This is a genomic window from Siccirubricoccus phaeus, assembly GCF_008360935.1.
Classification (GTDB): Bacteria; Pseudomonadota; Alphaproteobacteria; order Acetobacterales; family Acetobacteraceae; genus Siccirubricoccus; species Siccirubricoccus phaeus.
Map to the genome: position 1 here is coordinate 122,298 of NZ_SRXO01000010.1, position 26,026 is coordinate 148,323.

A 26,026-nucleotide genomic window follows, 5' to 3' on the forward strand; every position below is an offset into this window, starting at 1 on the left:
CGCCCCCCGCCAGGGACGCGAAATCCCTCGCCGATCCCCCACGCCAATCCATTGCCAGGGCCCTGTTGATGCGGGCTCCGAGTCCGGAGGTTCAACCGTCGGGCCGAAACTCGGACCGAGGTCCGGTGAGGGGGTTGCCGGCACTGCCGGCAACCACCGGCGGGGGTGCAGGGGGCAGCGCCCCCTGCCGGGGGGGCCGGGGGCGGAGCCCCTTACCGCACCGAAATCCGCCGGCTGGCGTGCCAGCGCAGCAGCGCCAGGCGGCCGGTGCTGATCAGCCGGTGCCGCAGCAGCCAGGCCTCGCTTTCCGCCAGCAGGGCCTGGATGCTTTCCGCCCCTTTCGGCCGGTTGTCGCGCAGCGCCGGCACCAGCCGGGCGAAGCCCTCCAGGATGCCGGCGCAGTGGCGCTGGCTGTCCTCCTTCGCCACATGCACCTGGAATCCGGCCTCTTGCAGGGCCGCCTCCACCGCGGCCCGTGGCGGCGGCGGGCCGCGGCGGCCTTCCAGTTCCAGCCAGCGGTCGAGATCGCGGTCCGGGCCGCCGGCCATGGTCTGCACCACCTCCACCAGAACGAACTGCCCGCCGGATTTTATCGCCATACCTACCGCCTCGCAGAAGGGGCCTGGCCGCGGCTGCGTCAGCAGCGGTTCCAGCCCCAGCGCATGGTGGTGGAAATTGGCCCGGAAGGCGGGTTTCTCCGGCGTCCAGGGCTGCACCGCGATGCGCTTGCCGAAGCCGCTGAGGCGGGAGGCCATGAAGGCCGCCACCGCCCGGTCATGCTGGTGGAAGGCGATCCAGCAGCCGCGCCGGCTGGCGATGGCGGCGGCGGCGCCGCCGGAATCCTGCCCCATCATCAGCAGGGTGGTGGCGGGGGAGAGCGGCAGCAGGCTGGAGAGGCGCAGCGCCTCCTGCGCCCCGCCCGGGCTGCAGAAGCCGGCATCCCATAATTTATCGGCCCAATCCGCCCGGGCCATGACCAGCCCGCTTTCCGGGGTGGTGGCGGCATCTTCCGGCGGGGGCGGCAATTCCTCCCGCGGGGCCAGGGGGGGCGGGGGCGGGGCGGGGTCCTCCGGCGGTGGCCGGGTGGCGGCGAAGGCGGCGCGGAGCCGCGCGGCCCGTGCCTTCAGCCGGACCAGGGGGCCGCGCGGCGTCGCGCCGGCGGCGTTACCGCCGGGATCAGGCGGCGCAGCCTCGAGCGTGAGTTCGGACACCGGCGCGGATTCCCTTCACCGGCCAAGGAAGCATGTCCGGGTGAAGGAAGGGTTGCGCTGTCCGAAACCGGCGGGGCGGCCACGCCGGGCCGCAACGGGCGGCGCAGCGCCATGGTAGGCGGGACCTTGCCGCGCCGGCCTCCGTGGGGGTGGCTGGCCAGCCGGGGCTGTAAAATTTTCCGACGTATTTCGCCCGGCGCCAGTCCCGGCCGAAACGCGAAACCCCGGGGGAGATCCCCCGGGGTCCGTTGCCTGCGACGCGCCTGGTGCTGGTAAGCCTGCCTCAGGCCTTCCGGCGGGCCCGCACGATGCCGAGGCCGAGCAGGCCGGCGCCGAGCAGGGAGAGGCCGAGCGGCTCCGGCACCACCACATTCGGGGTGTAGGTGTATTCCACCGTGACGGTGGCGCCCGCATTGGTGTTGAACTGGTTGATGATGTTCCCGCTGCCGGTGGCGCTGGAATTGGCGACCGCCGAAATCGGTAGCAGGATGCTGCCGGTGCCGGTGAACAGCGCCAGGTCGACCCCGTCCGTCAGCGTGGCCTCGTCGCTGTCGGAGGCGTTGATGCCGCTATAGGTGCGGCCGGAGGTGCCGCCGAAATCGATGGTCCCGTCGAAGGAGGTGACGCTGTCGCTGTTATTGGCGATCGGCGTGGTGATGACGATCGTGGCGCCGCCGCCCGGGCGGGACAGGGTCAGCACCGCCGAGAGCTGGGTGGTGATGGTGGCCGAGCTGGCAGCGAAATTCTCGAAGGAGATGCTGCCGGTCGCAACGCCCGACAGGGTGAATTTCACCGAAGTCAGAGTGCCGTTATTCGCCACCGCGTCGAACAGCGGCAGGCTGAAGGCGCTGTCGAAATTGGTGAGCTGGGTGGGCACGGTATCGCTGTAGGTGAGCACTGCGGCCTTGGCGGAACCGATGCTCAGGGCGACACCGAGAACGGCGGCGGCGAGGGTGATGTTACGCACGGTGGTTTCCTTACCGAGGGTCTGTTGCAGGCCTCGCACCGGTTTTTTCCAGGAGCGGCGCTTCGCCCCAACTCTCGCAACTCCCGTGCCAGCACCCTAAACCCTTGATCTCGCTGACTCCGGAAAATGCCAGCCGGACAAGGTGTAAAATCCACCGACTCTTTCCGCTCACGGACCGCCCGCCGCCCCACCCCTTGCCTTCCCGCCGCCCCCCGCCTTATCCGTGCCGCATTCCGGCCCAGGGCCACGTCACCTTGTCCGATTCCCACGCCCCCGCCGACCGCCGGCCTCTCACCCCCGCCCTCATCCTCGGCGTGCTCGGCGTGGTCTATGGCGATATCGGCACCAGCCCGCTCTACGCCCTGAAGGCCTCGGTCCTGCATTTCTCGGCGGATGGGGTGGAGCGCTGGGAGGTGCTCGGGCTGCTCAGCCTGATCTTCTGGTCCCTCGTCCTCACCGTCACGGTGAAATACGTCGTCGTCATCCTCCGCGCCGACAACCGGGGCGAGGGCGGCATCCTGGCGCTCATGGCCCTTGCCCAGCGAAGCTGCGCCACGGAGCGGGGGCGCTGGCTGGTGGCGCTGGTCGGCATGGCCGGCGCCTGCCTCTTCTTCGGCGACGGCATCATCACCCCGGCCATCTCCGTGCTCTCGGCGGTGGAGGGGCTGAAGGTCGTCTCCCCGGCCTTCGAGGAGGCGGTGATCCCCCTCTCCCTGCTCATCCTGCTCGGCCTCTTCCTGGTGCAGTACCGCGGCACCGGCAGCGTCGGGGCGGTGTTCGGGCCGGTCTGCGCCCTCTGGTTCGCCAGCATCGGCCTGCTCGGCCTCATCGAGATCGTGCGGGAGCCGGCGGTGCTCGTCGCCCTCTCCCCCACCTACGCCCTCCATTTCTGCGCGGTGTACCGGCTGGCCGCCTTCGTCGCGATGGGCAGCGTGGTGCTGGCCGTGACCGGGGCGGAGGCCCTCTATGCCGATATGGGCCATTTCGGCAAGCGGCCGATCCAGACCGCCTGGCTCGGCTTCGTCCTGCCCGCCCTGGCGCTGAACTATTTCGGCCAGGGGGCGCTGCTGCTCTCCAACCCGGCGGCGCTGGAGAATCCCTTCTTCCTGCTGGCGCCGGACTGGGCGCGGCTGCCCATGGTGGTGCTGGCGACGGCGGCCACCATCATCGCCAGCCAGGCGATGATCTCCGGCGCCTATTCCATCGCCCGGCAATGCGTCCAGCTCGGCTTCTCCCCGCGACTGGAGGTGCGGCACACCAGCGAGACGGCGGAGGGGCAGATCTACATGCCCCAGGTGAATTTCGCCCTGCTCATCGGCGTCGTCATCCTGGTGATGGAGTTCCACAGCTCGGACAGCCTGGCGGCGGCCTACGGCATCGCCGTCACCGGCACCTTCCTCTGCACCTCCTGCCTCGCCTTCCTGGTCTTCCGCCGGCAGTTCCGCTGGTCGGTCCTGCTCACCCTGGCGGTGTTCGTGCCGCTCTTCGCGCTCGACCTGGTATTCTTCATCGCCAATGTCCTGAAGATCCCGGATGGCGGCTATGTGCCGCTGATCCTCGGCGCGCTGCTGATGCTGCTGATGACCACCTGGTATCGCGGCCGCCAGCTCCTCTTCGCCCGCTTCCGGCAGGACAGCCTGCCGCTGAAATCCTTCCTCGCCCGGCTGCCGCAGAGCCGCACCATCCGCGTCCCCGGCATCGCCGTCTTCATGACCGGCCAGGCCGACCTCGTCCCCGGGGCGCTGCTGCACAACCTCAAGCACAACAAGGTGCTGCATGAGCGGGTGCTGTTCGTCACCGTGCTGAACGAGGACGTGCCGCAGGTGGCGGATGTGAAGCGGCGGGAGGTCTCGGAGCTGGCGCCGGACATCCACCGCGTCATCCTCCGCTACGGCTTCCAGGAAAGCCCGAACATCCCGCGGGAGCTGGAAGCGCTGCGCGCCGAGGGGGTGCAGTTCGAGGCGATGCAGAGCAGCTATTTCCTGGGGCGGGAGACGCTGGTGCAGGCGGTGGTGCCGAAGATGTCGCGCTGGCGGCAATGGCTGTTCACCCTGATGTCGCGCAACGCCGTGCCGGCCACCGAATTCTTCCGCATCCCCTCCGACCGGGTGGTGGAGCTGGGCGTCCGGGTGGCGATCTGAGCCGCCGGCCGGGCGGGCCGGCCCTCGGGCGCGGCGCCGAACCGGGGCCGGTCCCGGGCGTTCGGCCACGGCCCCGATCCTGGCGGCAGGCGGGGGGTGGAGACAGGCCGATGCCCCTGGTGACGCTGGTGCTGGCCGCCGGCCCCGGCTTTCCGGGCGGCAGCCCGGGCCATCGCTATGAATTGGAGGTGACGCTGACCGCCGACCGGCGGCTGGACGCCGCCGCCTGGGCGGAGGGCGGGGCGCCCTGGCCGGCCCGCCGCCTCTGGCCCGGGGAGGGGTGGCGGCAGGGCCTTCTGCTTCACGATCCCGATACCGGCTGGGCCCTGCACTTCCCGCCCCGGCCTGGGGAGGCGGCGGATGCCGCGCCCCAGGCCCTGCTGCGCCAGCCCGGACAGATCCGCCCCGGCGAATATCTGACGATCCAGGAACCGGATGGGCGCGACTATGGCTGGCGCGTGGTAGGGGTGGCGTAGCCCGCCGCCGGCCTGAGCGCGCAGGCCGGAGCGGGCCACGCTCAAGCCGTGGATCGCCGGCCCTGGAATGTCCGGACCCGCACCCCGCGTGAACGTTGACCCGGGACTCCCCGCATGCCAAGGCTGCCGCGCCGGAATGCCGCGCCAGGCAAAGCCGGCGGGCGATTCGGCCAGGAGCGGCATGAGCGACAGCGCGGGTGATCCGGCGAGCACCGATCCGGTGACCAAGGCGGCGATGCGGCTGGAAGCGGCGGTGGAGAAGCTGGCCGCCCTGCTCGCCGCCAGCCAGGAGCGGCTGGCCGCCGGGACCGAGACCGTCCCCCGGGCGGAGGTCGCCATCCTGGCGGAGCGGCTGGATGCAACGCTCGGCCGGCTGCGCCTTGCGCTTGCCGAGGAGCTGCGCGGCGCGCCCGAGGAGGAAGAGGAGTAGCGCGTGGGGCAGGTTACCGTCCGGGTCAATGGCTACCAGCACACCATCGGCTGCAAGGATGGTGAGGAGCCGCATGTCACCGGCCTCATCGCCCAGATCGAGGACAAGGTGCGGCTGATCCGCGCCATGGGCGGCCAGTTCTCGGAAGCGCGGATGCTGCTGCATGTGGCGCTGCTGCTGGCCGATGAGCTGCATGATCTGCGCGCCGTCGGCGGCATCCCGACCGCCCCCGTCGCTGCGCCGGACCCGCTGCTGGCGGAGCGGCTGGGTCGCATCGCCGAGCGCATCGAGGGCCTGGCCCGGACCCTGGACCCCCAGGCTCCGGACCCTCAGACTCTGGACCCCCAGACCCTCGACCGCGGCTGATCCCCACCCTATATGGGTCATGCGGAGCTGCCCGGTGCGTCAGGCACTTCATCCCCGGGGCCAATAAGCATCCTCCGGGAACTGGCTCTGCCCGGATCGTGGTCCGGGTACCTGGTGCCCACCTGCTCACGCAGGCCTTGGGAGGATGAGACGCCAACGGCCATGGTGGCCCCGCACTTTCCCCCGGTTCCATTTATGGTTGCGGCGGCGCTTCGCGGTGCGGCGGCGGCGCCTTGTGTTGTGGCGGCGCTTCGCAGCGGGGCGGCGGTGCCTGGTGCCGCGTCGGGGCTGCGGGCCTGGGTGTCGGTGCTTCGGGCTGCTGTGGCGGGGTGTGGCGCCGCTGGCCGGGGCGCGGCGCGGGGGTGGCGGGGCGGCGGCCGGTGGTCCGCAGGGCGGCGCCGGCCGGGAAACTGCCTGCCGGGACGCTGCCTGCCGGGGCGTGCGCGATGACCGGGGAGGCCGGGCCGCCGCCTGCCGCCGACGGGGCGGCACCCTTTCCGCTTTGCGAGGAATTGCTGTCCGGCCTGAAGGCGGAGGCGCGGCTCGCGGCACTGGCGCGGCGCGAAGGCGCCGATCCGGCGCGCGGCGAGGCGCTGGTCGCGCCGCTGCTGGACTCCGGCCTGGTGCCGACGGGCGCGGTGGTGGCCGGCTTCTGGCCGATGGGTCCGGAGATCGACCCGCGGCCGCTGCTGCGCGCCTTCGCCGCGCGCGGCCATGGCCTGGCCCTGCCGGTGACGCCGAAGCGCGGCCTGCCGTTGGCCTTCCGCCGCTTCCGCTTCGGCGATCCCCTGGCGCATGGGCCCTTCGGCACGCGCCAGCCGGCGGGGGGCGAGCCCGTGATCCCCGATGCGCTGCTGGTGCCGCTGCTGGCCTTCGACCGTGCCGGGCGGCGGCTGGGCTATGGCGGCGGCTATTACGACCGGACCCTGGCCGCCCTGCCGGGCGCGCTCGCCATCGGCCTTGCCTATGCGGCGCAGGAGGTGGCGGAGGTGCCGGCCGGGCCGCTGGACTGGCGTTTGCCCTTCATCCTGACGGAGGCCGGCCTGATCCGGTGCGGAGGCTGACCGGATGCGGATCCTCTTCCTGGGCGATGTAGTGGGACGGACGGGGCGGGACGCCCTGACCGCCCGCCTGCCGGCGCTGCGGACGGCGCTGGCCGCCGACCTCGTGGTGGTGAATGGCGAGAACGCCTCGCACGGCTTCGGCCTGGCGCCGGACATGGCGCGCGCCTTCCTGGCGGCAGGGGCGGATGTCATCACCCTCGGCAACCACGCCTGGGACCGGAAGGAGATCATCCCCTATCTGGAGACCGAGAAGCGCGTCATCCGCCCGGCCAATTTCCCGCCCGGCACGCCGGGGCAGGGGGCCTATGTGGCGGAGGTGGCGGGCGGGCGCCGGGCGCTGGTGATGAACGTCATGGGCCGGCTGTTCATGGACCCGCTGGACGATCCCTTCCGCGCCGTGCAGGCGGAGCTGGCGAAGCACCGCATGGGCGCCGGCGGCACGGTGCAGGCGGTGGTGCTGGACGTGCATGCCGAGGCGAGCAGCGAGAAATACGCCTTCGGCCACAGCTTCGACGGCATGGTGAGCCTGGTGGTGGGAACGCACACCCACACCCCCTCGGCCGACCACCAGATCCTGCCCGGCGGCACCGCCTACATGACCGATGCCGGCATGTGCGGCGACTATGACAGCGTCATCGGCATGCAGAAGGGCGGCGCCGCGCTGCGCTTCTGGCGGAAGATGCCGGGGGAGAAGCTGGCGCCGGCGGAAGGCGAGGCGACGCTCTGCGGCGTGTTCGTGGAGACGGATGACGCGACAGGGCTGGCGAAGCGGGTGGAGCCGGTAAGGCTGGGCGGGCGGCTTTCCCAGGCGATGCCGGTGGGGTAGGGCGGACATCGGGGGCTCCGCCCACGAACCCCCGCCGGGCCAGGACCTGGCCCCGGACCCCGGTCTGGGTTTCAGGCCCATGGGTCAGCGAACTTCGCGGGCAGGACACTAGAGCGGGATCGGTTGAGCTGCGCTCACCCGCCCCGCTCTAGCTTATTGTTCGGTAGCGTGATTCACGGTTTCAGTCGATTCGACCTCAACCGATCACGCTCTAGAGCGGCTTCACGCTGACTGTGCAGCGCGAAACCGCTCTAGCTTATGGATTGTAGAGCAGATTCACGCCTTCGGGCGATGCCACCCTCCGGCGATCTGTTCTAGAAGGTCAGCTGTCAAGCCTGACATTCGCAATCCGGGCGACCTCGCGCCATTTCTCCGTCTCGCTGCGGATGAAGGCGGCGAACTCGGCTGGAGTCCCCGGATCGGGCGAGCCACCAAGACTTTCCAGGCGCTGCGAGGAGGACGGGTCGCGCAGGATGCGCACCACCTCCGCATTGATCCGGCTGACCAGCGGCCCGGGGGTGGCGACCGGCGCGACCATGCCGATCCAGCCCACCGCCTCGAACTCGCCCAGCGTCTCGGCCGCGGTCGGCACGTCCGGCAATTGCGGCGCGCGGTTCCGCCCGGTGATGACAAGGGCCTTCAACCGGCCGTCGCGCACATGCGGCAGCGCGCTCGCCAGGCTGTCGCTGACCAGCGGCAGGGTGCCGCCGAGCAGGTCGGCCAATGCCGGGCCGGTCCCGCGATAAGGGACGTGCTGCATCCGGATGCCCGCGCGGTGCGCCAGGTATTCCCCCGCCATGTGGCCCGCCGTGCCCGGTCCCGGCGAGCCGTAGCCCAGCTCGCCCGGCCTTTGCCGTGCCAGGGCCTGGAGTTCGGGCAAGGTATGGGCCGGGAAGTCAGGGCGCGCCACCAGCAGCAGCGGCATGGTGGCAAGATTGCTGATGGGCGCGAAGTCGCGCAGCACGTCGTAGGAGAGGTTAGGGATGATGGCCGGGTTCACCGCCAGGGTGCCGGAGGAGCCGACGACCAGGGTGTACCCATCCCCCGCCGCGCGTGCTCCGGCATCCATGCCCACGGCCCCGGCGCCGCCGCTGCGGTTCTCGACGACGACGCGCTGCGGCCAGGACTGCGACAGAGCGTCGGCGATGAAGCGCGCGACGATGTCGGTGGAATTCCCCGGCGGAAAGGGCACGATGATGCGCACCGGCCGGGCCGGGTAGGGCTGGGCACGCGCCACGGCCGGCGCCGCCAGGATGGCGGCCAGCAGCAGCGGCCTGCGGGCAAGACGGAGCATTTTTCTTTCCTCCCGTGCTCAGGGCCGCAGCAGGGCCAGCAGGGCGGCGGTGTCCGCCAGCCGCTCCAGGCCCAGCACGGTCTCGATGCAGCGCGCCGCGGCCGCGTCGGGGATGACGCCGGCTGCATTCGCGGTGAATTTCGCGACGATGTCCTCGGTGCCGAGGGGATTGGCCGGCGTGCCGCGCATGTCCACCACCCGGTGGTGCAGCACGCGGCCATCGGTGGTGCGGATGGTCACGTCGCCGCTCCAGCGCCGGCGGTCGGTGGCGTACTCATCCACGCGGTGGTTGATGCGGGCTCGCAGCGCGGCGATGCGCGGGTCGGCCAGCGTCGCCTCGGTGTAGCTGCGCTTGTCCAGCCGGCCGGTGACCAGCAGCTCGGCGATGGAATGCTGCAGGCTGAAGCGCGCATGCCAGGGCGTGTTGGGATGCGCCTTCTCGGCCACCGGCTCGCAGACCAACGGCACCATGTAGTCGGCCACCGCGCACTCCACCGCGGCGATCTCCTCGGCCCGCAGATGATGGCGCCGCTGCAGCGTCTCGGCCGCGTCGGTGAAGGGCTGGATGTAGTGGCCGTTCGGATAGACCTTGGCGGCGATGCTCAGCAGCTCCCAGCGCTCGCCCAGCGCGGCGGTCGCGGCCTCCCAGCGGAAGGCGTAGCCCGGCGCCTGGACATGGGCGGGGAAGAAGCCGAAGCGCCCCTCGAACACCACGCCGGGGCCGCTGACGCCGTGCCGCGCCAGCGCCAGCGCCTGCAGTGCATCCTGTGCCGCCAGGCCGGCATGCAGCGACTTGCTCTCGCTGCCATCCTCCCACGCCGCCATCAGCGCTGCGCTCATGCTACCGGCGAGGCCGAGCGCGCTGCCATGTACCGCGGCCGGCTGGCGCTGCAGGCTGGCGAGCGCGGCGACCGCACCAAAGATGCCGAACACGCCGGTGGGATGGAAGCCGTGGCGATGGAACATGCCGGGTGCGACGCAGGCGAGCCGGCATGCCACCTCATTGCCGAGCGCCACCGCGAGCAGCAGGTCTCGCCCGGAGCGATGCAGCGCCTCCGCCTGGCCGAGCGCTGCGGCCAGCACGGGGCTGGTGGGATGCACCCCGGTCTCGACATGGCTGTCATCGTATTCGAGCACATGCGCTGTCGTGCCATTGACCAGCGCCGCCAGGCCGAGCGGAGCTCGCGCCGCGCTGCCGACGAGCGTCGTGCCACCCTCCCCGTTCTCGGCCACCGCGGCGAGGACCCGCGCGGCGAGCGTGGTCTCGCTGCCCGCCAGCATGGCGCCGAGGATGTCCAGGATGCGGAGCTTCGTCGCCTGTCGAGCCGCTTCGGGCAACGCCTCCAAGGTCAGGCCGGCGGCCCATGCGGCCAGGCGGTGCGAAATCATCGTCATGGCTCAGCGCCCCGCCGCAGCGGTGAAGATGGCAGCGACCTCGCCGCCCTGCGCCAAGGCCGTGACCGCGCTGCGCAGCGCCTCCGCCTTGCCCTCGGCGGGCGTTCCCCGCAGGCAGGAATGCAACTTGGCCATCAGCTGGTCGTCACGCATGTGGTCGTCGCGGCCGTGGAAGTGGATGCTCTCCAGCCGCGTGCCGTCGTCGAGCTCGACCTCGATCCAGCCCTTGTAGCGCTCGTCGCGCGGCGCATCGGGGTCGATGACGTACTCGACCTTCTGCGCCAGCGCGAGCAGCGCCGGGTTGGCGCGGTTCTCCGCGCTGTAGGCCGAGGCTTCCAACCGACCGAAGAACAGCGTCTCGGCCACGGTGAAGGGCAGGCTCACACGGCAGTGCCAGTCGGTGCTGGGCCGCTTCTTCTCCGCCGCCGGCTCGCAGACCACGGGCGTGATCCATTGCGCCGCATGGCAGGTGACGCGGCGGATCCGCTCCGCCCGGGCGCCCCTCGCATGTAGCTCGAGCGCGCAATCCACGAAGGGGATGCTGACATGCCCTGTCGGATAGGGCTTGATCGCGATGTTGCGGCTCTCCCAGACCTCGCCCAGGGCCGCGGTGGCGCGCGCGTAGTCCAGCCGGTAGTCGCGATCCTGCACATGGCTCGGGAACAGGCCGAAGCTGCCTTCCAGCACCGCGGCGGGGCCGGAGAAGCCCTTCGCCGCCAGCACCGCGGCGGTGATTCCTGCCTGGGAGGCCCAGCCCGGATCGACGATCTGCGCCCAGCTCCCGTCGCGCCAGCACTCATTGCTGCCCGAGGCGAGCGTGCCGGCGATGCCGGCGGCATGGACCAGGCCGGCGGCATCGAGGCCGAGCAGCCGGCCGGCGACGAAGGCGGCGCCAAAGGCCCCGACGATGCCGGTCGGATGGAACCCGCTGCGGTGGAATTGCCCCGGCGCCACCGCGCCGATGCGGCAGATCGCCTCATTGCCGAGGGCGATCGCCAGCAGCACCTCGGGCCCCGCGATGCCCCGCCATTCAGCGAGGGCGAGCGCGGTGGCGGCGGTGGTGCAGGTGCAGTGGATCAGCGTCTCGGTCTGCGAATCATCGAAGGCCAGGGCCGATGCCATGCTGCCATTGGCGAAGGCGGCGCTGGTCGCGAGCGTACCATCCGGCCCGCCGAGGATGTGGCATGGGCCCGGCGCGCCCATGGCCAGCGCGGCCTCGGCCGCGACCTGGCCCTGCGGCCGGGCGCCGGCGGCGAGCGCGACGCCGATGACGTTCAGCAGCCGCTGCTCGGTTGCGTGGCGGAGGTCTGCCGGCAGATCCGCAGCGGCGAATCCGGCGCACCAGGCCGCCAGGGATTGGGTAATGGTCCGCGCCGGATCCAGCGTGGTCACTATGGCGTCCCTCCTCATGGGGAGAGGCATGAGCACCGGAACGCTCGTGACTTCCCTGGTCTTACGGCCAGTCTCCGGATTTTGCTGATCGACACAAACTATTATTTCTGATCTTTCTTGATCAGAAAAAATGATCAATATCGGTGACATGCGGCGCCGGGGAGACCAGGAAGATGAACTTCCAGCAGCTCGAAACACTGGTGTGGCTGGCGCGGCTGCGGAACTTCCATGCCGTGGCGGGCAAGCTGCACACCACGCAGCCCAGCGTCTCCGCACGGCTGCAAAGGTTGGAAGAAGACCTCGGTACGCGTCTGGTGGATCGTGGCCCTCAGGGCGTTGCGCTGACCGCCGCCGGTCGGGAGTGCCTGATCTATGCGGAGCGGATCCTCGCCTGGCAGGGGAGGATGCGGCAATGCGCCGGCGGCGAGGACCGGTTGCGCGGCAGGGTCAGTGTTGGCGTGAGCGAGATCGTCGCCTGCACCTGGCTGCCCGACCTCTTGCATCGCCTGGCGAGCCGCCATCCCGAGGTGATCATCGACACCCATGTCGATCTGACGCCGCAGCTCGCACGCGGCCTCGAAGAGGGCAGCTTCGACGTTATCCTGGCCGGCTCCTACCGGCTGGCGACAGTGCATCCCACGCGCTCGCTGGGCGATACGCGCCTGGGCTGGATGGCGGCCCCCGGCGCATTCGCCTTCCGCGAACCGGCTACGCCGGCGGCCCTGCAGCGGATGCCGCTGATCACCTGGCCGGAACACTCCGCGATCTACAGTCAGATATCGGACTGGTTCGCCGCCGGTGACGTCTTCCCGGTGCCGCGGCATACCTCGAACTCGGTCGTTACCCTGGCGCGCCTCGCAACCGCCGGCCTGGGCGTGGCGCTGCTGCCCCTGCAAGTGGTTCAGCGTGAGCTGGACGAAGGTAAACTGGTTCTCGTGCCGACCCGGCCGGACTTTCCCAATGTGGAGTACCGAGCCGTCTATGTGGAGCGACAGGGCTCACTCGGAGCGATGGTCGCAGAGGTCGCGGCGGAATGCAGCAGCTTTACCATGACGACGGGCTTGGGCCCGAGGGTTCGACCTGCAGACTAGGGGGCGGGTAGGGTTGGCGGCACCGCCGCTGGTGTCCTGCCCGCTGCGTTCGCCGGATTTCGGGCGAACGCAGCGGACAAGCAGGCCACGGAAAACAAAAGCTGGTGGCCCGATGCCGAAGTCCGCAGGAATTCGGCATCGGACCACTGGAGCGGTTTCACCGAGCCTGCGCTCGGTGAACCTGCTCTGGCTTTTCGTTCTGTCGCATTTTCCGCGGCGTCCGGCGATTCCGCCGGACTTGAATGTGCTCTAACCCTACCCGGCGGTCAGGCGGCGTATTTCACGCTGCAGCCATAGGGGCGCGTCACCGCCTGCTGCACCGGCTTGCCCTCGGCCACGGCGCGGAAGGCGTTGCGGAAATAGGGCGTCGCCTTCTCCAGATCCGCCAGGTTGGTGGAGGCGATGGAATCGATCCCGCCCATGTAGAGCAGCCTGCCATCGGCGCCGATGACATACATGTGCGGCGTGGTCTGCGCGCCATAGGCGCGGCCGACATTGCCCTCGGGGTCCAGCAGCACCGCCGTCGGCACCGCCTGGCGGCTGCTGCTCAGCTCATTCGCCTGGGCCGGGGTGACGAAGCCCTGCTCGCCAGGCGCGGAGGAGATGACGGAAAGCCAGGCCGCGCCTGCTCCCGTCACCTCCCGCTGCAAGGTCTGCATGTTGCTCGAGCGGTAGTGCTTCTGCACGAAGGGGCATTCATGGTTGGTCCATTCCAGGACCACCAGCTTGCCGCGCAGCGCTTCCAGCGTCTGGGTCCGGCCATTGCTGTCCTGCGCGGAGAAGGCCGGCGCGGGCTGGCCGATCGCCGGGGCGGCCTGGGCGGGGCGGCCGCGCAGCAGCGCCGGCGCCACGGCAAGCCCGGCGCCGCCGAGCAGCAGCGCCCGGCGCCTTGCGGTGAAGGGAAGGCGGGTCGTCGGTGTCGTCATCGGTGATCCTCCGGCTGCGGTCATGGGGTCGAGACGTTGCGCGTCAGCTCGGCCGTCACGATGCTCTCGGTGAGCACCGGCGGCAGCACCACCGGGTCGCGCTTCCCGGCGGGAAAGAAGACGTAGAAGGGCAGCCCGTCGCGGCCGAAGCCGCGCAGGAATTCGGTGATCTGCGGGTCCTGGTTGGTCCAGTCGCCGCGCAGATAGGTGATGCCGTTCTGCGCCAGCGCAGCCTGCACGCCAGCCGTGGCGAGGGCGGCGCGTTCATTGACCTTGCAGGTGATGCACCAGGCCGCCGTCATGTTGACGAAGACCGGCTTGCCTTCCGCCCGCAGCGCGGCGAGGCGCGCTGCGGTGAAGGGCTCCGCGCCGCTGGTGGACGCGGCCTGGGCGCCCGGGGCGGCGGCATGGCGGAGCTGCGGCAGCAGGGCAAGGGTGCCGGCCAGCGCCAGCGCCGCGGCGCCGCGGGAGAACAGGGCACGTCCGCCGCTATGCTGCGCGATGCCGTAGAGCCAGGCAGCCAGGCCGATCAGCACCCCGCCGGCCAGCGCCACCAGCACGCCGAGCTCCCCGGTCTGCTGCACCAGCACCCAGACCAGCCAGGCGGCGGAGGCGTACATCGGGAAGGCCATGCCCTGGCGCAGCCGCAGCATCCAGGCACCCGGCCGCGGCAGAGTCCGGGCGATCCGCGGGAAGATCCCGAGCAGCGCGTAAGGCAGCGCCAGGCCCAGCCCCATCGCCAGGAACAGCGCCAGTGCCAAAGCGGGCGGCGCGGCCAGCGCCGTGCCGATCGCGGCCCCCATGAAGGGCGCGGTGCAGGGCGTGGCCACCACCACCGCCAGCAGCCCGGTGAAGAAGCTGCCGCCATGGCCCTGCTGCGTGGCCAGGGACTGGCCGGTGCCGCTGAGGGACTGGCCGACCTCGAACACCCCGGAGAGGTTCAGCCCGATGGCCAGCAGCAGCCAGACCATCAGCGTGACGAAGACCGGCGACTGGAATTGGAAGCCCCAGCCCACCGCGGCGCCCGAGGCGCGCACCGCCAGCAGCAGCGCGGCGAGCGCCGTGAAGGCGACCAGCACGCCGATGGTGTAGAAGAGGCCGGAAAGCCGCACCTGCCGCAGCGCCCCGCCCGACATGCGGGCCACGGCGGTCGCCTTGATGGCGAGGACCGGGAAGACGCAGGGCATCAGGTTCAGGATCAGCCCGCCGAGGAAGGCGAAGAGCGCCGCCTGCCAGAAGGGCAGGGCCAGGGCTGCCGCCCCGGCGCCGCCGCCGGCCGGCAGGGGGCCGAGGCGGGGCGCCAGCTCCAGCCAGCGGGTCTGGCCGGTGCCGTCCGAGACGGCAAGCAGCCCTGCCAGGGGCGCCGAGGCATCCAGCGCCTGCCCCCTGGCCAGGGAGAGGGTCAGGCGGCCATTCTCGACCTGCAGCGCCTGCGGCGCCGCGTGCTCCACCGCCCCCCAGGCGGCGGGGAAGAAGAAGGCGCCCTTCACCGCGGCCGGCGTAATATCCTCGCCCTCCACCGCCAGCACCAGCGCCTCGCCCTCGCTGCCCAGCCGGGACGGCCAGGGCGAGGGCACCGGCCGCCTGGCATCGGCGGCGGCGAAGGCAGCGGCGATCTCGCCGCCGGCCGGGGTGCCGGTGGCTTCCACCGGGACCTCGATGCGGAAGCTGCCCTCCTCGGGGATGCATTCGCGCTCGCAGACCAGCCAGCTTGCCCTGGCCTCGATCGGCAGGGTCCGGCCGGGCTGCGCGGTCGGCGGCACGGTGACCGTCATCGGCAGGACGATCTCGTTCTCGTAGCCGAAATTCACCAGCGGGCCGAAGGGCAGCCGGTCCGGCCCGGGCCAGGCGATCTCCCCGGACGTCACCCCCTCCGGCAAGGTCAGGGCGATCTCCGGCGGCGTGCCGGCATCGCCCGGATTGGTCCAGTAGGTGTGCCAATGCGGCGCCAGGCGCTGCCGCAGCCCGATGCGGAAGCTCTCGCCGGGGGCGACGGCGGCCGCCTCGCTCACCAGGGTCACGGTGGCGCGGGGGCTCTGCTGGGCGGTGCTCTCGATTGCCCCGGCCCCGCCCGGCGACAGCAGCAGGGCCAACAGCCCCGCAAGGGTCGGTAGGGCGATCCGGGTCCAGGCGAGACGCATCGCGGGATCCTCCTCCATCCGGGGCAGGGCGGCAGCCCTGCGTATCTGGCGTCGCAGCCATGCGTTTGCACCGCGGCAGGGACGTATATGCCCCATATGCCCAGCGTATGGGATGGGGCCCCGGCCGGTGCAAAAGCTTCCCCCCACCAAGCGGAAAATGCGGAGGGAGTGGAAGCGATCTATACCGGGCGACCTGCGGGACGAGACGAGGCGAAGCTGCGGCGAGGATGCCCCGCCATCGCCAGCCCCGGTAGCGCGGGCGGTTTGCCGGTAAGGACGGGGTTGGAGGAGCGCGCCGCGCATGCCGTTACCGCCGATGGCGATCAAGGGGCATCGCACGGGCCGCGACGCATGGGCCGCACCTTCTTCGGCCCGCGGCGGGCAGGGCGAGGGCCGCATCTCCCGGGCGAGGAGCCCGGGCCTTTTCCCCTATGGCCGATCACGAACCCGTTGGCGGCGGCTTGCCCTGGGGCGAACATCCGGGGATGCTCCCGGCCTCGTTGCTGCCCAGGGCAGCCATCGAAATCGGAGGAAGCGAATGATCCTGCGTCGCCGTGCCGTCCTCGGCACCGGAATGTTTGCGGCAGCCTCGCTCGGGGCCCCGGCCCTCGCGCAGCCAAGGCGGCCGGAGGAGACCATCCGCGTCGGCCTGCTGCAGGACATGTCCGGCGCCTACCGCGACATCTCCGGCCCGACCAGCGTCGCCTGCGCGCGGCAGGCGATACGGGAGTTCCAGGCCGCCAATCCGGAAATCGCCGTCGATCTGCTGGTGGCGGACCACCAGAACAAATCCGATGTCGGCCTGACCGTCGTGCGCCAATGGTTCGACCGGGATGGCGTCGACATGGTGCTCGGCGTCAGCAACTCGGCGCTGGCGATCGCCATGAAGGCGGTGGTCGAGCAGAAGGACAAGGTGCATCTGAACACCTCCGCCGCGACCTCCTCCCTCACCTCCGAGCATTGCAGCCCGAATGCGATCCACTGGGCCTACGACACCTACTGCCTGTCCCACGCCACGGGCGAGCCGCTGGTGAAGCAGGGCTACGGCACCTGGTTCTTCATCACGCCGAACTACGCCTTCGGCCACACGCTGCAGGCCGATACGACGCATTCGGTGGAGACGAGCGGCGGCCGGGTGCTCGGCGCGGTCAGCTATCCCTTCCCGGAGACGACCGATTTCTCCGCCTTCCTGCTGCAGGCGCAGGCAAGCCGCGCCAAGGTCGTCGCCTTCCTCGGCGCCGGCACGGATTTCGTGAACGCGGTCAAGCAGGCGCAGGAATTCGGGCTCATGCGGTCCGGCATCCGCTTCGTCGGGCTGACCGGCTACATCAACAGCGTCATGTCGCTCGGGCTGCAGGCGGCGCAGGGCATGACGCAGACGGAAACCTTCTACTGGGACCTGAACGACCGCACCCGCGCCTTCATGGACCGCCTGCGCCCGCACCTGCCGGCCAACACCTTCCCCTGCCACAACCATGCGGGCGATTACTCGGCGCTGGTCCACTACCTCAAGGCGGTCAAGGCGCTGGGTCCCGCACGCGCGAAGGCTTCCGGGAAGGAGACGGTCGCTGCCATGAAGGAGATGGCAACGGATGATGACTGCTTCGGCCAGGGCACCATCCGCCGGGACGGCCGCAAGCTACACCCCACCTACCTGTTCATGGTGAAGTCGCCGGCCGAGAGCCGCGGCCCGGGCGACGTGTACAAGGTGCTGGCGGTGACCCCGGCGGAGCGTTCCTTCCGCCCGATCGCCGAGGGCATGTGCGCCATGGCGAAGTCCTGAAAGGCGGATAGCCCGCGCGGGACCGGTCTCTCCATGCCGCGGCGGATCGGCTGACGATCCGCCGCGACGCCATCCTGCCGGCCGGAGCGTCGCGGCTGAACGGGCTTCACGCCGCCTCCGTGCCCGTCATCTGCCAGTTGACCAGGCGGGCATAGGCACCGCCCCGGGCGAGGAGCTCGGCATGCGAGCCTGCCTCCACCACGCGGCCGGCCTGCATCACCAGGATCGCATCCGCGTGGCGGATGGTGGAGAGGCGGTGCGCGATCACCAGCACGGTGCGGTCGCGCATCAGCGCGTCCAGCGCGGCGCGCACCCGCGCCTCGCTGATCGCGTCGAGATGCGAGGTCGCCTCATCCAGCACCAGCACCGGCGCGTCCTTGAGGAAGGCGCGGGCGATGGCGATGCGCTGGCGCTGCCCACCCGAGAGCTGCACGCCGCGCTCGCCGACGCGGGTCGCGAGGCCCTCCGGCAGGCTGGCGACGAACTCCGCCAGCGCCGCGCGGTCCAGCGCCAGGGCAAGATCGGCGGCGCTCGCCTCCGGCCGGGCGAGGCGGATATTCGCCTCCAGCGTGTCGTTGAACAGGTAGGTGTCCTGCGCCACCAGCGCCACGTGCCGGCGCAGCCCGTCCAGCGTCAGCTCGCGCAGCTCCGTGCCATCCAGCGTGACACGACCGGAATCGGGGTCCCAGAAGCGCAGCAGCAGGCTGGCGACGGTGGATTTGCCGGCGCCGGAGGGGCCGACCAGTGCCACGGTGCGGCCGGCCGGGATGGCGAGCGTCACGCCATCCAGCGCCGGGCGGGTGCGGCCGGGATAGGTGAATCGCACCGCCTGGAACGCCACCTCGGAGCCGCCTTCCCGCGCGGCTGGGAGCCGCGTGCCGCCGGTGACCGCCGGCTGCTCCCGTTCCACCACGCGCAGCCGGCGGGTGGAGGCGATGGTGTCGGCGAGCTGCCGCCCGACCTGGGCGATTTCCGAGACCGGCAGAAAGGCGGCGATGGCGATCAGGATGAACATGGGCAGCAGCCCGGCGGCAAGCTGGCCCTGGGCCACCAGCGTCGCGCCCATCGCCGCCACGGCGAGGCCGCCGAGGCCGGTCGCGACCTCCAGCCCGGCGGCGGCGCGGGACTGGTCCTCCTGCAACGCCAGGCGGCGCCGCTGGTACTCGGCGACCAGGCCGAGAAAGCCCGCCCGCCGCGCCGGCACGGCGCGGAAGGCCAGCAGGTCGCCGAGCCCCTGGATGGTCTCCGTCACATGCGCGCCGAGCCCGCCCAGCGCGCCGCGCGCCTCGGCCCCCAGCCGGTCGATGCGCGCCCGGCCGCGCAGCGGGGAGAGGGCGGCGAAGAGCAGGAAGGGCAGCAGCGCCAGGGCCAGCGGCCAGGCGATGAGGGCCAGCACCAGCAGCACCGTCCCCGGCACCAGCAGCGCCACCACGGCGGGCGCGACGGTATGGGCGTAGAAATACTCCACCGTCTCGACATCCGTGGTGGCGAGGCTCACCAGATCCCCGGCACGGCGGCGCAGCAGATAGGCCGGGCCCAGCGCATCCAGCCGGGCGAAGAGCGCGATGCGCATCTCCGCCAGCAGCCGGTAGGCCATGTCATGCGCCAGCCAGGATTCCAGCCAGTGCAGCCCGCCCGCGACCGGCGCGGCGATCAGCAGCGCGATGGCGAGGCCGGCGGTCGGCGCGCTTTCGCGCAGCGCCGCGATCAGCAGCGCGCCGAGCACGCCGACGCCGACGAAGGCGGCCACCCGGCCGATGCCGAACAGCACCACCAGCGCGAACCTGCCGCGCCAGGGCAGGATGTAGCGGACCAGGCTCGCCAGCGTCTCCCGCCAGCCGATGGCGGCGGCCGCCTCGGCGATGGACTCCGGCGGCGGCGCGCCGGCCTCCTCCGGCAGCTTCGGCGAAGCCGGGGCGGCCGGTGCCGGCAGCTCCGCCATCCCGCCACGCTCGGCCGCCTGGGCGCCCATCAGCCGGCGATAGGTGCCGTCCCGCTGCATCAGCTCGGCATGGCTGCCGCTCTCCACCACCCGGCCCCGATCCAGCACCAGGATGCGGTCGGCGCCGATGACGCTGGACAGGCGGTGCGCCAGGATCAGCGTGGTGCGGCCCTGCATCAGCCGGTCCAGCGCCTGCTGGATCAGCGCCTCGTTCTCCGCATCCACGGCGGACAGCGCCTCGTCCAGGATCAGGATCGGCGCGTCGCGCAGCAGGGCGCGGGCGATGGCCAGGCGCTGCCGCTGCCCCCCCGAAAGCCGCGCGCCGCGCTCGCCGATCGTCGCGCCATAGCCGCCGGGCAGGGCCAGGATGAAGTCATGCGCGTTGGCGGCGCGGCAGGCGGCCTCCATCTCCGCCTGGGTCGCGTTCGGCCGGCCGAGCCGGAGGTTCTCCGCCACCGTGCCGTGGAACAGCGTGGCATCCTGCGCCACGATCGCGACCTGCGCGGCGATGCTCGCCGGGTCGAGGCCCGCGATGTCCTGCCCGCCGATCAGGATGCGGCCGGCCTGCGGATCGTGCTGCCGCAGCAGCAGCCGCAGGATGGAGGATTTGCCGGCGCCGCTCGGCCCCACGATGCCGACACGCTCGCCGCCGGCGATGGCGAAATCCAGCCCGTCATGCGCGGGCGCGCGGCCGCCGGGATAGGCGAAGCGCACGGCGTCGAAGGCGATATCCGGGGCCCGGCCCTGCAGCTCCAGCGCCGCGCCGCCCGGCGCCACGGCCGGCTCCGCCTCCAGCAGCGCGTGGATGCCCATGGCGGCGGACTGGCCGACCATGCCCTGGTGCAGCACGGAGCGCAGGTCGCGCAGCGGCCGGAAGATCTCGGTGCCGGCCATCAGCACCACCAGCAGCGCCTCCAGGCTCATCTCGCCCGCGCCGACGCGGTGCACGCCGAGGATGAGGGCGATGGCGGCGCCGAGCGCCATGCCGGTATCGGTGATGCCACGCGTCAGCACGCTGAGGGCCAGCACCCAGAAGGTGCTGCGGTAGAGCCCCCGCGCCTTCCCGGCCAGCTTCTCGCCGTAGCTGCGGCTCTGGCCGAAGGCCTGCAGCGTCGGCAGGCCCTGCACGGCGTCCAGGAACTCGCCGCCGAAGGCCTTGAAGGCCTGCTGCCGCGCCAGCGAGGCGCGCCGGTCCCAGCGATGCACCAGGGCCGGCAGCACCAGCGTCACCAGCGCGGCGGCAAGCAGCACCAGCGCCACCGGCATGTCCCAGAAGGCGATGAAGGCGAAGATCGCGACCGGCGCACAGGCGGCGATGGCAAGCTGCGGCAGGTACTGGCCGAAGAAGGTCTGCAATTGCTCCACGCCATCGACCATGGCGAGCATGACGCCGCCGGTGCGCTCGCCGGCGAACCAGGCCGGGCCGAGCGCCGCGATGCGGTCGAACAGCGCGGCGCGCAGCCTGGTCTGCACCGCCGCCGCGCTGCGATGCGCCTGCACGGTGCGGGCATGGTCCAGCGCCGCGCGCAGCAGCACGGCGAGCACCGCGCCAGTCAGCGGCCAGGCGATCTCCGCCGCCCCGGCGTCGGCGAAGACCCGGGCCAGGGCCACGCCCAGGAAGGCGAAGCGGGCAATGCCGGCGGCCAGCGCCAGCAGGCCGAGCGCGACGCCGCCCAGCATGCTGGCCCGCAGCCCTGCCGTCAGCCGCCACAGCCGCAGATCGAAATACATGCCTCGCAATCTCCTGGCGCCGGCGACTCCGCGGGGCCGCCAGGCGCATGCTGGGCGGCGGCCCATCGGGCCGCAAATGCAAGATTCTCATCTGCTGTTGAGCTATATTGAACGGCGATGACCGCCCCTCTCCCACCGCTCGCCGCCCTGCGCGCCTTCGCCGCGGTTGCCCGCCAGGGCAGCTTCGCCCGCGCCGCGGCCGCGCTCAATGTCAGCACCAGCGCCGTCAGCCACCAGATCCGTGCGCTGGAGGCGGAGCTGCGCGTGCCGCTGCTGACCCGGGCGCGCAACGGCACCGGGCATAGCCGGACGGCGCCCACCCCGGCCGGGCTGGAATTGCTGGTGGCGATCGAGGCGGCGCTGACGCGGCTCGGCGATGCCTGTGACGCCATCCGCGGCCAGGCGCGGCGGGCCCGGCCGAAGCTGACCATCTCGGCCAATGGCTCCTTCGCCTCGCTGTGGCTGGCGCCGCGCCTGGCCACCTTCGCCGGCATGCATCCCAGCACGGCCTGGAGCATGCGGGCGATCGAGGAGGACCGGCCGGACATGGCGCGGGAGGAGCTCGACCTCGCCATCCTGCGGCTGCGCGCCGGCACGGTGCGGCCGCCGGATGCGCTGCTGTTCGCGGAGACCATCTTCCCGGTCTGCAGCCCCGCCCTGGGCAGGCTGGAGGAACCGGCGGCGCTGCTCCGCCACAGCCTGCTGGAGGAGGAGCATGGCAACAGCCCCGAGATGGCCTGGCGCCACTGGCTTGGCCTGCTGGGCCTGCCGCCGGCGACAGGCCGGGTGGTGCGGTTCAGCAGCTTCAACCAGGTGATCGCGGCCGCCATCGCCGGGGCGGGCATCGCGCTCGGCCGCGCACCGATGCTGGAGGCCGAGCTTGCGGCCGGGCGGCTGGTGCGGCTGTTCGCGCCGCGCCAGCTTCCCGGCTCCTTCGTCTTCGCTTTGCATAGCCGGCCGGGGCTGGCGCGGGATCCGCATGTGCTGCAGTTGCGGGAATTCCTGCTGGCCTCGGCGCGTGGCGGGTGAGGGGCAGCATGTCCGGCTCGCATCGCGGCGTAGCCGCAGGCGGGCGAGGCGGACACGCTCGCTTGACGCGGCAGCGCACCGATCTTGAACGCGGTTGCGCCCTGCACGTCTGGGTTGCAGCATCCCTCGGTGAGGCCGAGCCCAATCGGTCCGCACCCGGCCGCGAGGCCAGGCAGAAGGGAGAAATGTCCGATGAGCTCGACTGCACTCGATGCAGCAGGCGCACGCGCGCCCGATATCACGCCACCGCTCACCCCCGGCGGCCCGCTGGAGGCGAAGCACATGCGCAGCGCCGCCTACCGCAACGCCGCACAGCAGGGCAAGCTGACCAGCACCCATTGGCACATCGCCTGGGCCAATGGGCTGGGCTGGGGGTTCGACGGCATGGACGGCGCGATCTTCGCGCTGGTCGCGCCGATGGTGATGCAGGAATTCGCCGTCACCCTGCCGGAGTACCGCAGCGGCGTGCAGATCGCCATGCTGTTCGGCATCATCGGCCTCTATCTCTGGCCCTGGCTGGCGGACCAGTTCGGTCGGCGGACGCTGCTCGCCATCAACATCGCGATGTTCTCGCTGATGATGCCGCTGGTGGCGCTCTCCCCGAACTGGGGCTTCTTCGTCGCCGCCTATGCCATCGTCCGCTTCGCGCTGAACGGCGAATGGGCGATCGGCTCCATGCTGGTGGCGGAGACCTGGCCGGCAAGGCTGCGCGGCATGATCGTCAGCGCGGACCGCTCCGCCTGGGGCGTCGGTGCTGCCCTCGCCGGGACCATCACCGCGGTGGTGGTGCAGAATTGGGGCTGGCGCGCGGCCTTCGTGCTGCCTGCGGTGGTGGCGCTGCTGGCGATCTATGTCCGGCTGCTCTGTCCCGAATCGCCCTATTGGGTGCGGACCATGGACCGCAAGCGGCGCATCCGGGCCGCGCTGCAGACCGGCCAGGGCATCAGCGAGGAGGACCGCCACTGGATCGACAAGGCGGAGAAGGTCGGCATCCGCCAGCTCTTCCTGCCCGACATGCGACGCGGCACCCTGCTCGCCACCTTCGTCGCCTGCACCAACGTCATCGCCTTCTCCACCGTCGGCCTCTGGATGCCGCTCTTCCTGAAGGAAGCGCATGGCTGGTCGGCGGCGGAATATGGCAGCTTCTACGTCGCCTGGGGATTGATCGGCGTGGTCGGCATCATCGGCGCCGGCTGGATCATCGACAAATTCGGCCGCCGCCTCGGCTTCGTGCTGATGCTGGTGGAAGGGGCGGTGTTCCTCACCCTCTGGACCTATACCAACGACAACACGCTGCTCTGGGTCTATGGCCTGCTGTGGAGCATCGGCTTCCTCGGCGTCTGGGGACCGGCGACGACCTATACGGCGGAGATGTACCCGACGCGCATCCGCGGCGTCGGCAATGGCTTCTCCTGGGCGCTGGCCTTCTTCGTCGGCTATGTGCTGTGGCCCTTCGTCTCGGTCTGGATCCGCGAGGCGACCGGCAGCTTCCAGCTCGCCTTCCTGCTCATCCCCGTGGTGATGCTCGGCCAGGCCGCCGTGGTCTGGTGGTGGAGCCCGGAGAATGCCGGGAAGGATCTGGACGGCATCCATGTCTAGAGCGCGATCGGTCGAGGCCGATCGAGCCGGTGCCGTGAAGCACGTGATCAAGCAATGAGCTGGTGTCCTGCCCGTGAAGTTCGCTGGATTTCCGGCAAACGCAGCGGACAAGCAGGCCACTGAAACAAAAGCCAGCGGCCCGAGAACGAAGTCCGCAGGACTTCGGAATCGGGACACTGGAGCGGGAAGAGTGAGCGAAGCTCGACCGATCCCGCTCCAGGTAGGGCCAGCCCCTTCCCCCCTGGAGCAGGGAGGAAGGGGGGTCACGCCGCCAGAAGCGGCCGGGGGCGGCGCGACCCGCTCGCCGTGCCCGGTGGCGATGCCTGGGCGGTAACGGGGCCCGTCCTGCCATGCGCTGCGTCATCAGCCGGCATGGCAGCAGGCGTGGCTCCTCAGGCGGCAGCCGCCCGGCGCCGGCGCTGCCCGCGCCAGCCCAGCTTCCATGGTGCCGGACGAAAGCCCTTCCCGCATCCGCGGCGACCGCGGCGCGTTGCGGTCGCTGAGGCGGGGTGGTGCGGCCATGCCCGGCCGCGATGCCCGCCTGGTCTCCGGCGATGAAGGAGCAACCCGCAATGGCAAAGCAGAGCAAGGCGCAGAAGGATACCGTCGGCCGCGTCATGCATGAGTTCAAGCATGGCGAGCTGGAGAGCGGCAGCGGGCGGAAGGTGCGCAACCCGAGGCAGGCCATCGCCATCGGCCTCAGCGAGGCAGGCGCCTCGAACCAGCAGAGCCCGGGCCGCAACAAGGAGAATCTGACCCGCACCAAGGCGAAGGAGCGCCGGGGAGAGACGGCGCAGGCGCAGAAGGAGGGGCGCGGCGCCCAGACCCGCAGCACCAAGGCTCGCACCACCCAGGCCCGCAGCACCCCGGGCCGCGGCGGTGGCGTGCAGACCCGGGCCGAACTCTATCAGGCGGCCAGGAAGCGGAACATTCCCGGCCGCTCGCAGATGAGCAAGGCCGAGCTGCAGGACGCGCTGCACCAGCACTGAGCCCTTCCGCCGCCGACGCGGAACGGGGCCGCGACTGCCATGCAGGGCGGCGCCGTCATCGCCTGGACCCGCCTTTCGGCCGGGCGGCCGGCCGACCGGGCACGGAAGCGCCGGCGCCGCTTCCGCTGCCCGTCCGAGAACGGCGCCACCGGAACGGAGATCGCCCCATGCAGAAGCTCTCGCCAGAACTGCGGTCCTGCATCGAGGAATGCCTGCGCTGCCACGGCACCTGCCTGGGCATGGCCATGAATCATTGCCTGGAACAGGGCGGCAAGCACCTCGAGCCACGGCATTTCAGGCTCATGCTGGCCTGTGCCGAGATCTGCCAGACCGCGGCGAATTTCATGCTCATCGGCACGCCGCACCATAAGCACACCTGCGGCGAATGCGCCGAGATCTGCGAGGAATGCGCCAGCTCCTGCGAGCAGGTCGGGGAGATGGAGGAATGCGTGCAGGCCTGCCGAAGCTGCGCCGAGAGCTGCCGGAAGATGGCGGCCTGACCTCCAGGACCGGGGAGAGCTGCGCGGCGGCCGGCGATCCCGGCGCCGGCGCTGACGCCGTCCCGGCGCCGGCGCGGGTGGCGCGGCGCAGCCAGGGCTCAGCCGCCCGGCGGGCCCCGCAGCGACCACAGCACGGCAACGCCGAGCCCATAGCAGACCAGCGCCGCCAGCGAGTCCCAGCCCATGCACGGGATCGTGCGGTCGCGCCGCTCGATGACGCCGGCCATGAAGATGACGGTCAGCACGATCCCGAGCAGCGCGCCGAAGGCGGAGAAGGCGCCGACCTGCATCAGCACCGGCTCGCCCGGCGCCAGGACGTCGATCAGGAAGAGCAGCGCGGCGTTGAACAAATTGGTGCCGAAGACGTCGCCGATCGCCATCTCGTAGCGCCGCAGCCGCACCGCGCCGACCATGGCGCTGATCTCCGGCAGGGAGGTGGCGACCGCCAGCAGCGGGGCGCCGAAGAAGGCCGAGCCAAGGCCGGTCTTCGCCGCCGCCGCCGCGCCGGTCTCGCTCAGCAGATAGCCGGCGGCCAGGATGAGCAGGGCGAGCAAGGCGAGGCGGCGCAGCAGGCCGCCCAGGGAAATGCCCGCCGTCGCCTCACCTTTCGGCGCCGGCGGCTCGGCCGCCTTGGCCTGCTGTGCCTTCTAGAGCGGGATCGGTTGAGCTGCGCTCACCCGCCCCGCTCTAGCTCATTGTTCGGTCGCGTGATTCACGGTTTCGGTCGATTCGA

General features: G+C 71.3%; 21 protein-coding genes and 1 other RNA gene. 13 read left to right on the forward strand and 9 right to left on the reverse strand.

Translation table 11 applies throughout. The features are described 5' to 3' along the window. Nucleotides 1-212 precede the first annotated feature (212 nt). Both E5N76_RS15475 and E5N76_RS15480 read right to left on the reverse strand, forming a co-directional pair. A complete protein-coding gene (locus E5N76_RS15475) occupies nt 213-1,211 on the reverse strand; it encodes a hypothetical protein (protein ID WP_149538219.1) in 999 nt (332 codons plus the stop codon). Between the two features lie 283 nt (nt 1,212-1,494). Further along, nucleotides 1,495-2,178, reverse strand: coding sequence for a choice-of-anchor E domain-containing protein (locus tag E5N76_RS15480; RefSeq protein ID WP_187830193.1), 684 nt, complete (start codon nt 2,176-2,178; stop codon nt 1,495-1,497). A gap of 230 nt (nt 2,179-2,408) precedes the next feature. On the opposite strand from E5N76_RS15480, the gene E5N76_RS15485 reads away from it, so the two are divergent. The 7 genes from E5N76_RS15485 (at nt 2,409) to E5N76_RS15515 (ending at nt 7,481) form a co-directional block, all read left to right on the forward strand. After that, entirely contained in the window at nt 2,409-4,319 is a 1,911-nt protein-coding gene (locus E5N76_RS15485; protein WP_408021709.1) for a potassium transporter Kup, read from the forward strand. Between the two features lie 110 nt (nt 4,320-4,429). Next, nucleotides 4,430-4,795 (forward strand): hypothetical protein, encoded by a 366-nt coding sequence (locus tag E5N76_RS15490; protein ID WP_149538221.1) that lies wholly within the window; start codon nt 4,430-4,432, stop codon nt 4,793-4,795. 181 nt (nt 4,796-4,976) lie between these two features. Beyond that, nucleotides 4,977-5,225, forward strand: coding sequence for a hypothetical protein (locus tag E5N76_RS15495; protein ID WP_149538222.1), 249 nt, complete (start codon nt 4,977-4,979; stop codon nt 5,223-5,225). Nucleotides 5,226-5,228: 3 nt separating this feature from the next. Continuing rightward, nucleotides 5,229-5,591, forward strand: coding sequence for a cell division protein ZapA (locus E5N76_RS15500; protein WP_149538223.1), 363 nt, complete (start codon nt 5,229-5,231; stop codon nt 5,589-5,591). 21 nt (nt 5,592-5,612) lie between these two features. Beyond that, a non-coding RNA gene (ssrS, locus tag E5N76_RS15505) (6S RNA) lies at nt 5,613-5,767 on the forward strand. Nucleotides 5,768-6,037: 270 nt separating this feature from the next. Further along, entirely contained in the window at nt 6,038-6,655 is a 618-nt protein-coding gene (locus E5N76_RS15510) for a 5-formyltetrahydrofolate cyclo-ligase (protein ID WP_149538224.1), read from the forward strand. A gap of 4 nt (nt 6,656-6,659) precedes the next feature. Next, complete coding sequence (locus E5N76_RS15515) at nt 6,660-7,481, forward strand: TIGR00282 family metallophosphoesterase (RefSeq protein ID WP_149538225.1); 822 nt, start codon at nt 6,660-6,662, stop codon at nt 7,479-7,481. A gap of 322 nt (nt 7,482-7,803) precedes the next feature. Here E5N76_RS15515 and E5N76_RS15520 read toward each other — a convergent pair whose 3' ends face one another. The 3 genes from E5N76_RS15520 to E5N76_RS15530 are packed head-to-tail and all read right to left on the reverse strand — an operon-like array spanning nt 7,804 to nt 11,562. After that, on the reverse strand, nt 7,804-8,775 hold the full coding sequence (locus E5N76_RS15520) for a Bug family tripartite tricarboxylate transporter substrate binding protein (RefSeq protein ID WP_149538226.1): 972 nt from the start codon (nt 8,773-8,775) through the stop codon (nt 7,804-7,806). An 18-nt stretch (nt 8,776-8,793) separates the two neighbouring features. Beyond that, on the reverse strand, nt 8,794-10,170 hold the full coding sequence (locus E5N76_RS15525) for an MmgE/PrpD family protein (RefSeq protein ID WP_149538227.1): 1,377 nt from the start codon (nt 10,168-10,170) through the stop codon (nt 8,794-8,796). A gap of 3 nt (nt 10,171-10,173) precedes the next feature. After that, nucleotides 10,174-11,562 (reverse strand): MmgE/PrpD family protein, encoded by a 1,389-nt coding sequence (locus E5N76_RS15530; protein ID WP_187830194.1) that lies wholly within the window; start codon nt 11,560-11,562, stop codon nt 10,174-10,176. A gap of 173 nt (nt 11,563-11,735) precedes the next feature. On the opposite strand from E5N76_RS15530, the gene E5N76_RS15535 reads away from it, so the two are divergent. After that, on the forward strand, nt 11,736-12,653 hold the full coding sequence (locus E5N76_RS15535; RefSeq protein ID WP_149538229.1) for a LysR family transcriptional regulator: 918 nt from the start codon (nt 11,736-11,738) through the stop codon (nt 12,651-12,653). Nucleotides 12,654-12,919: 266 nt separating this feature from the next. On the opposite strand, the gene E5N76_RS15540 is transcribed toward E5N76_RS15535, so the two are convergent. Both E5N76_RS15540 and E5N76_RS15545 read right to left on the reverse strand, forming a co-directional pair. Then, nucleotides 12,920-13,579, reverse strand: coding sequence for a redoxin domain-containing protein (locus E5N76_RS15540; RefSeq protein WP_149538230.1), 660 nt, complete (start codon nt 13,577-13,579; stop codon nt 12,920-12,922). A gap of 20 nt (nt 13,580-13,599) precedes the next feature. After that, a complete protein-coding gene (locus tag E5N76_RS15545; protein WP_149538231.1) occupies nt 13,600-15,720 on the reverse strand; it encodes a protein-disulfide reductase DsbD family protein in 2,121 nt (706 codons plus the stop codon). Between the two features lie 538 nt (nt 15,721-16,258). On the opposite strand from E5N76_RS15545, the gene E5N76_RS15550 reads away from it, so the two are divergent. Continuing rightward, nucleotides 16,259-17,503 (forward strand): ABC transporter substrate-binding protein, encoded by a 1,245-nt coding sequence (locus tag E5N76_RS15550; RefSeq protein WP_149538232.1) that lies wholly within the window; start codon nt 16,259-16,261, stop codon nt 17,501-17,503. Nucleotides 17,504-17,609: 106 nt separating this feature from the next. On the opposite strand, the gene E5N76_RS15555 is transcribed toward E5N76_RS15550, so the two are convergent. Then, complete coding sequence (locus E5N76_RS15555) at nt 17,610-21,176, reverse strand: ABC transporter ATP-binding protein/permease (RefSeq protein WP_149538233.1); 3,567 nt, start codon at nt 21,174-21,176, stop codon at nt 17,610-17,612. Between the two features lie 117 nt (nt 21,177-21,293). On the opposite strand from E5N76_RS15555, the gene E5N76_RS15560 reads away from it, so the two are divergent. The 4 genes from E5N76_RS15560 to E5N76_RS15575 all read left to right on the forward strand — a co-directional run bounded on the left by E5N76_RS15560 (nt 21,294) and on the right by E5N76_RS15575 (nt 25,293). Continuing rightward, complete coding sequence (locus tag E5N76_RS15560) at nt 21,294-22,205, forward strand: LysR substrate-binding domain-containing protein (RefSeq protein ID WP_149538234.1); 912 nt, start codon at nt 21,294-21,296, stop codon at nt 22,203-22,205. 192 nt (nt 22,206-22,397) lie between these two features. Continuing rightward, on the forward strand, nt 22,398-23,804 hold the full coding sequence (locus E5N76_RS15565; RefSeq protein ID WP_149538235.1) for an MFS transporter: 1,407 nt from the start codon (nt 22,398-22,400) through the stop codon (nt 23,802-23,804). Nucleotides 23,805-24,376: 572 nt separating this feature from the next. After that, entirely contained in the window at nt 24,377-24,793 is a 417-nt protein-coding gene (locus E5N76_RS29545) for a DUF6496 domain-containing protein (RefSeq protein WP_187830195.1), read from the forward strand. A 167-nt stretch (nt 24,794-24,960) separates the two neighbouring features. Then, a complete protein-coding gene (locus E5N76_RS15575; protein ID WP_149538236.1) occupies nt 24,961-25,293 on the forward strand; it encodes a four-helix bundle copper-binding protein in 333 nt (110 codons plus the stop codon). Between the two features lie 98 nt (nt 25,294-25,391). Here E5N76_RS15575 and E5N76_RS15580 read toward each other — a convergent pair whose 3' ends face one another. Further along, nucleotides 25,392-25,847, reverse strand: coding sequence for a hypothetical protein (locus E5N76_RS15580; protein WP_187830196.1), 456 nt, complete (start codon nt 25,845-25,847; stop codon nt 25,392-25,394). Nucleotides 25,848-26,026: the final 179 nt, after the last annotated feature.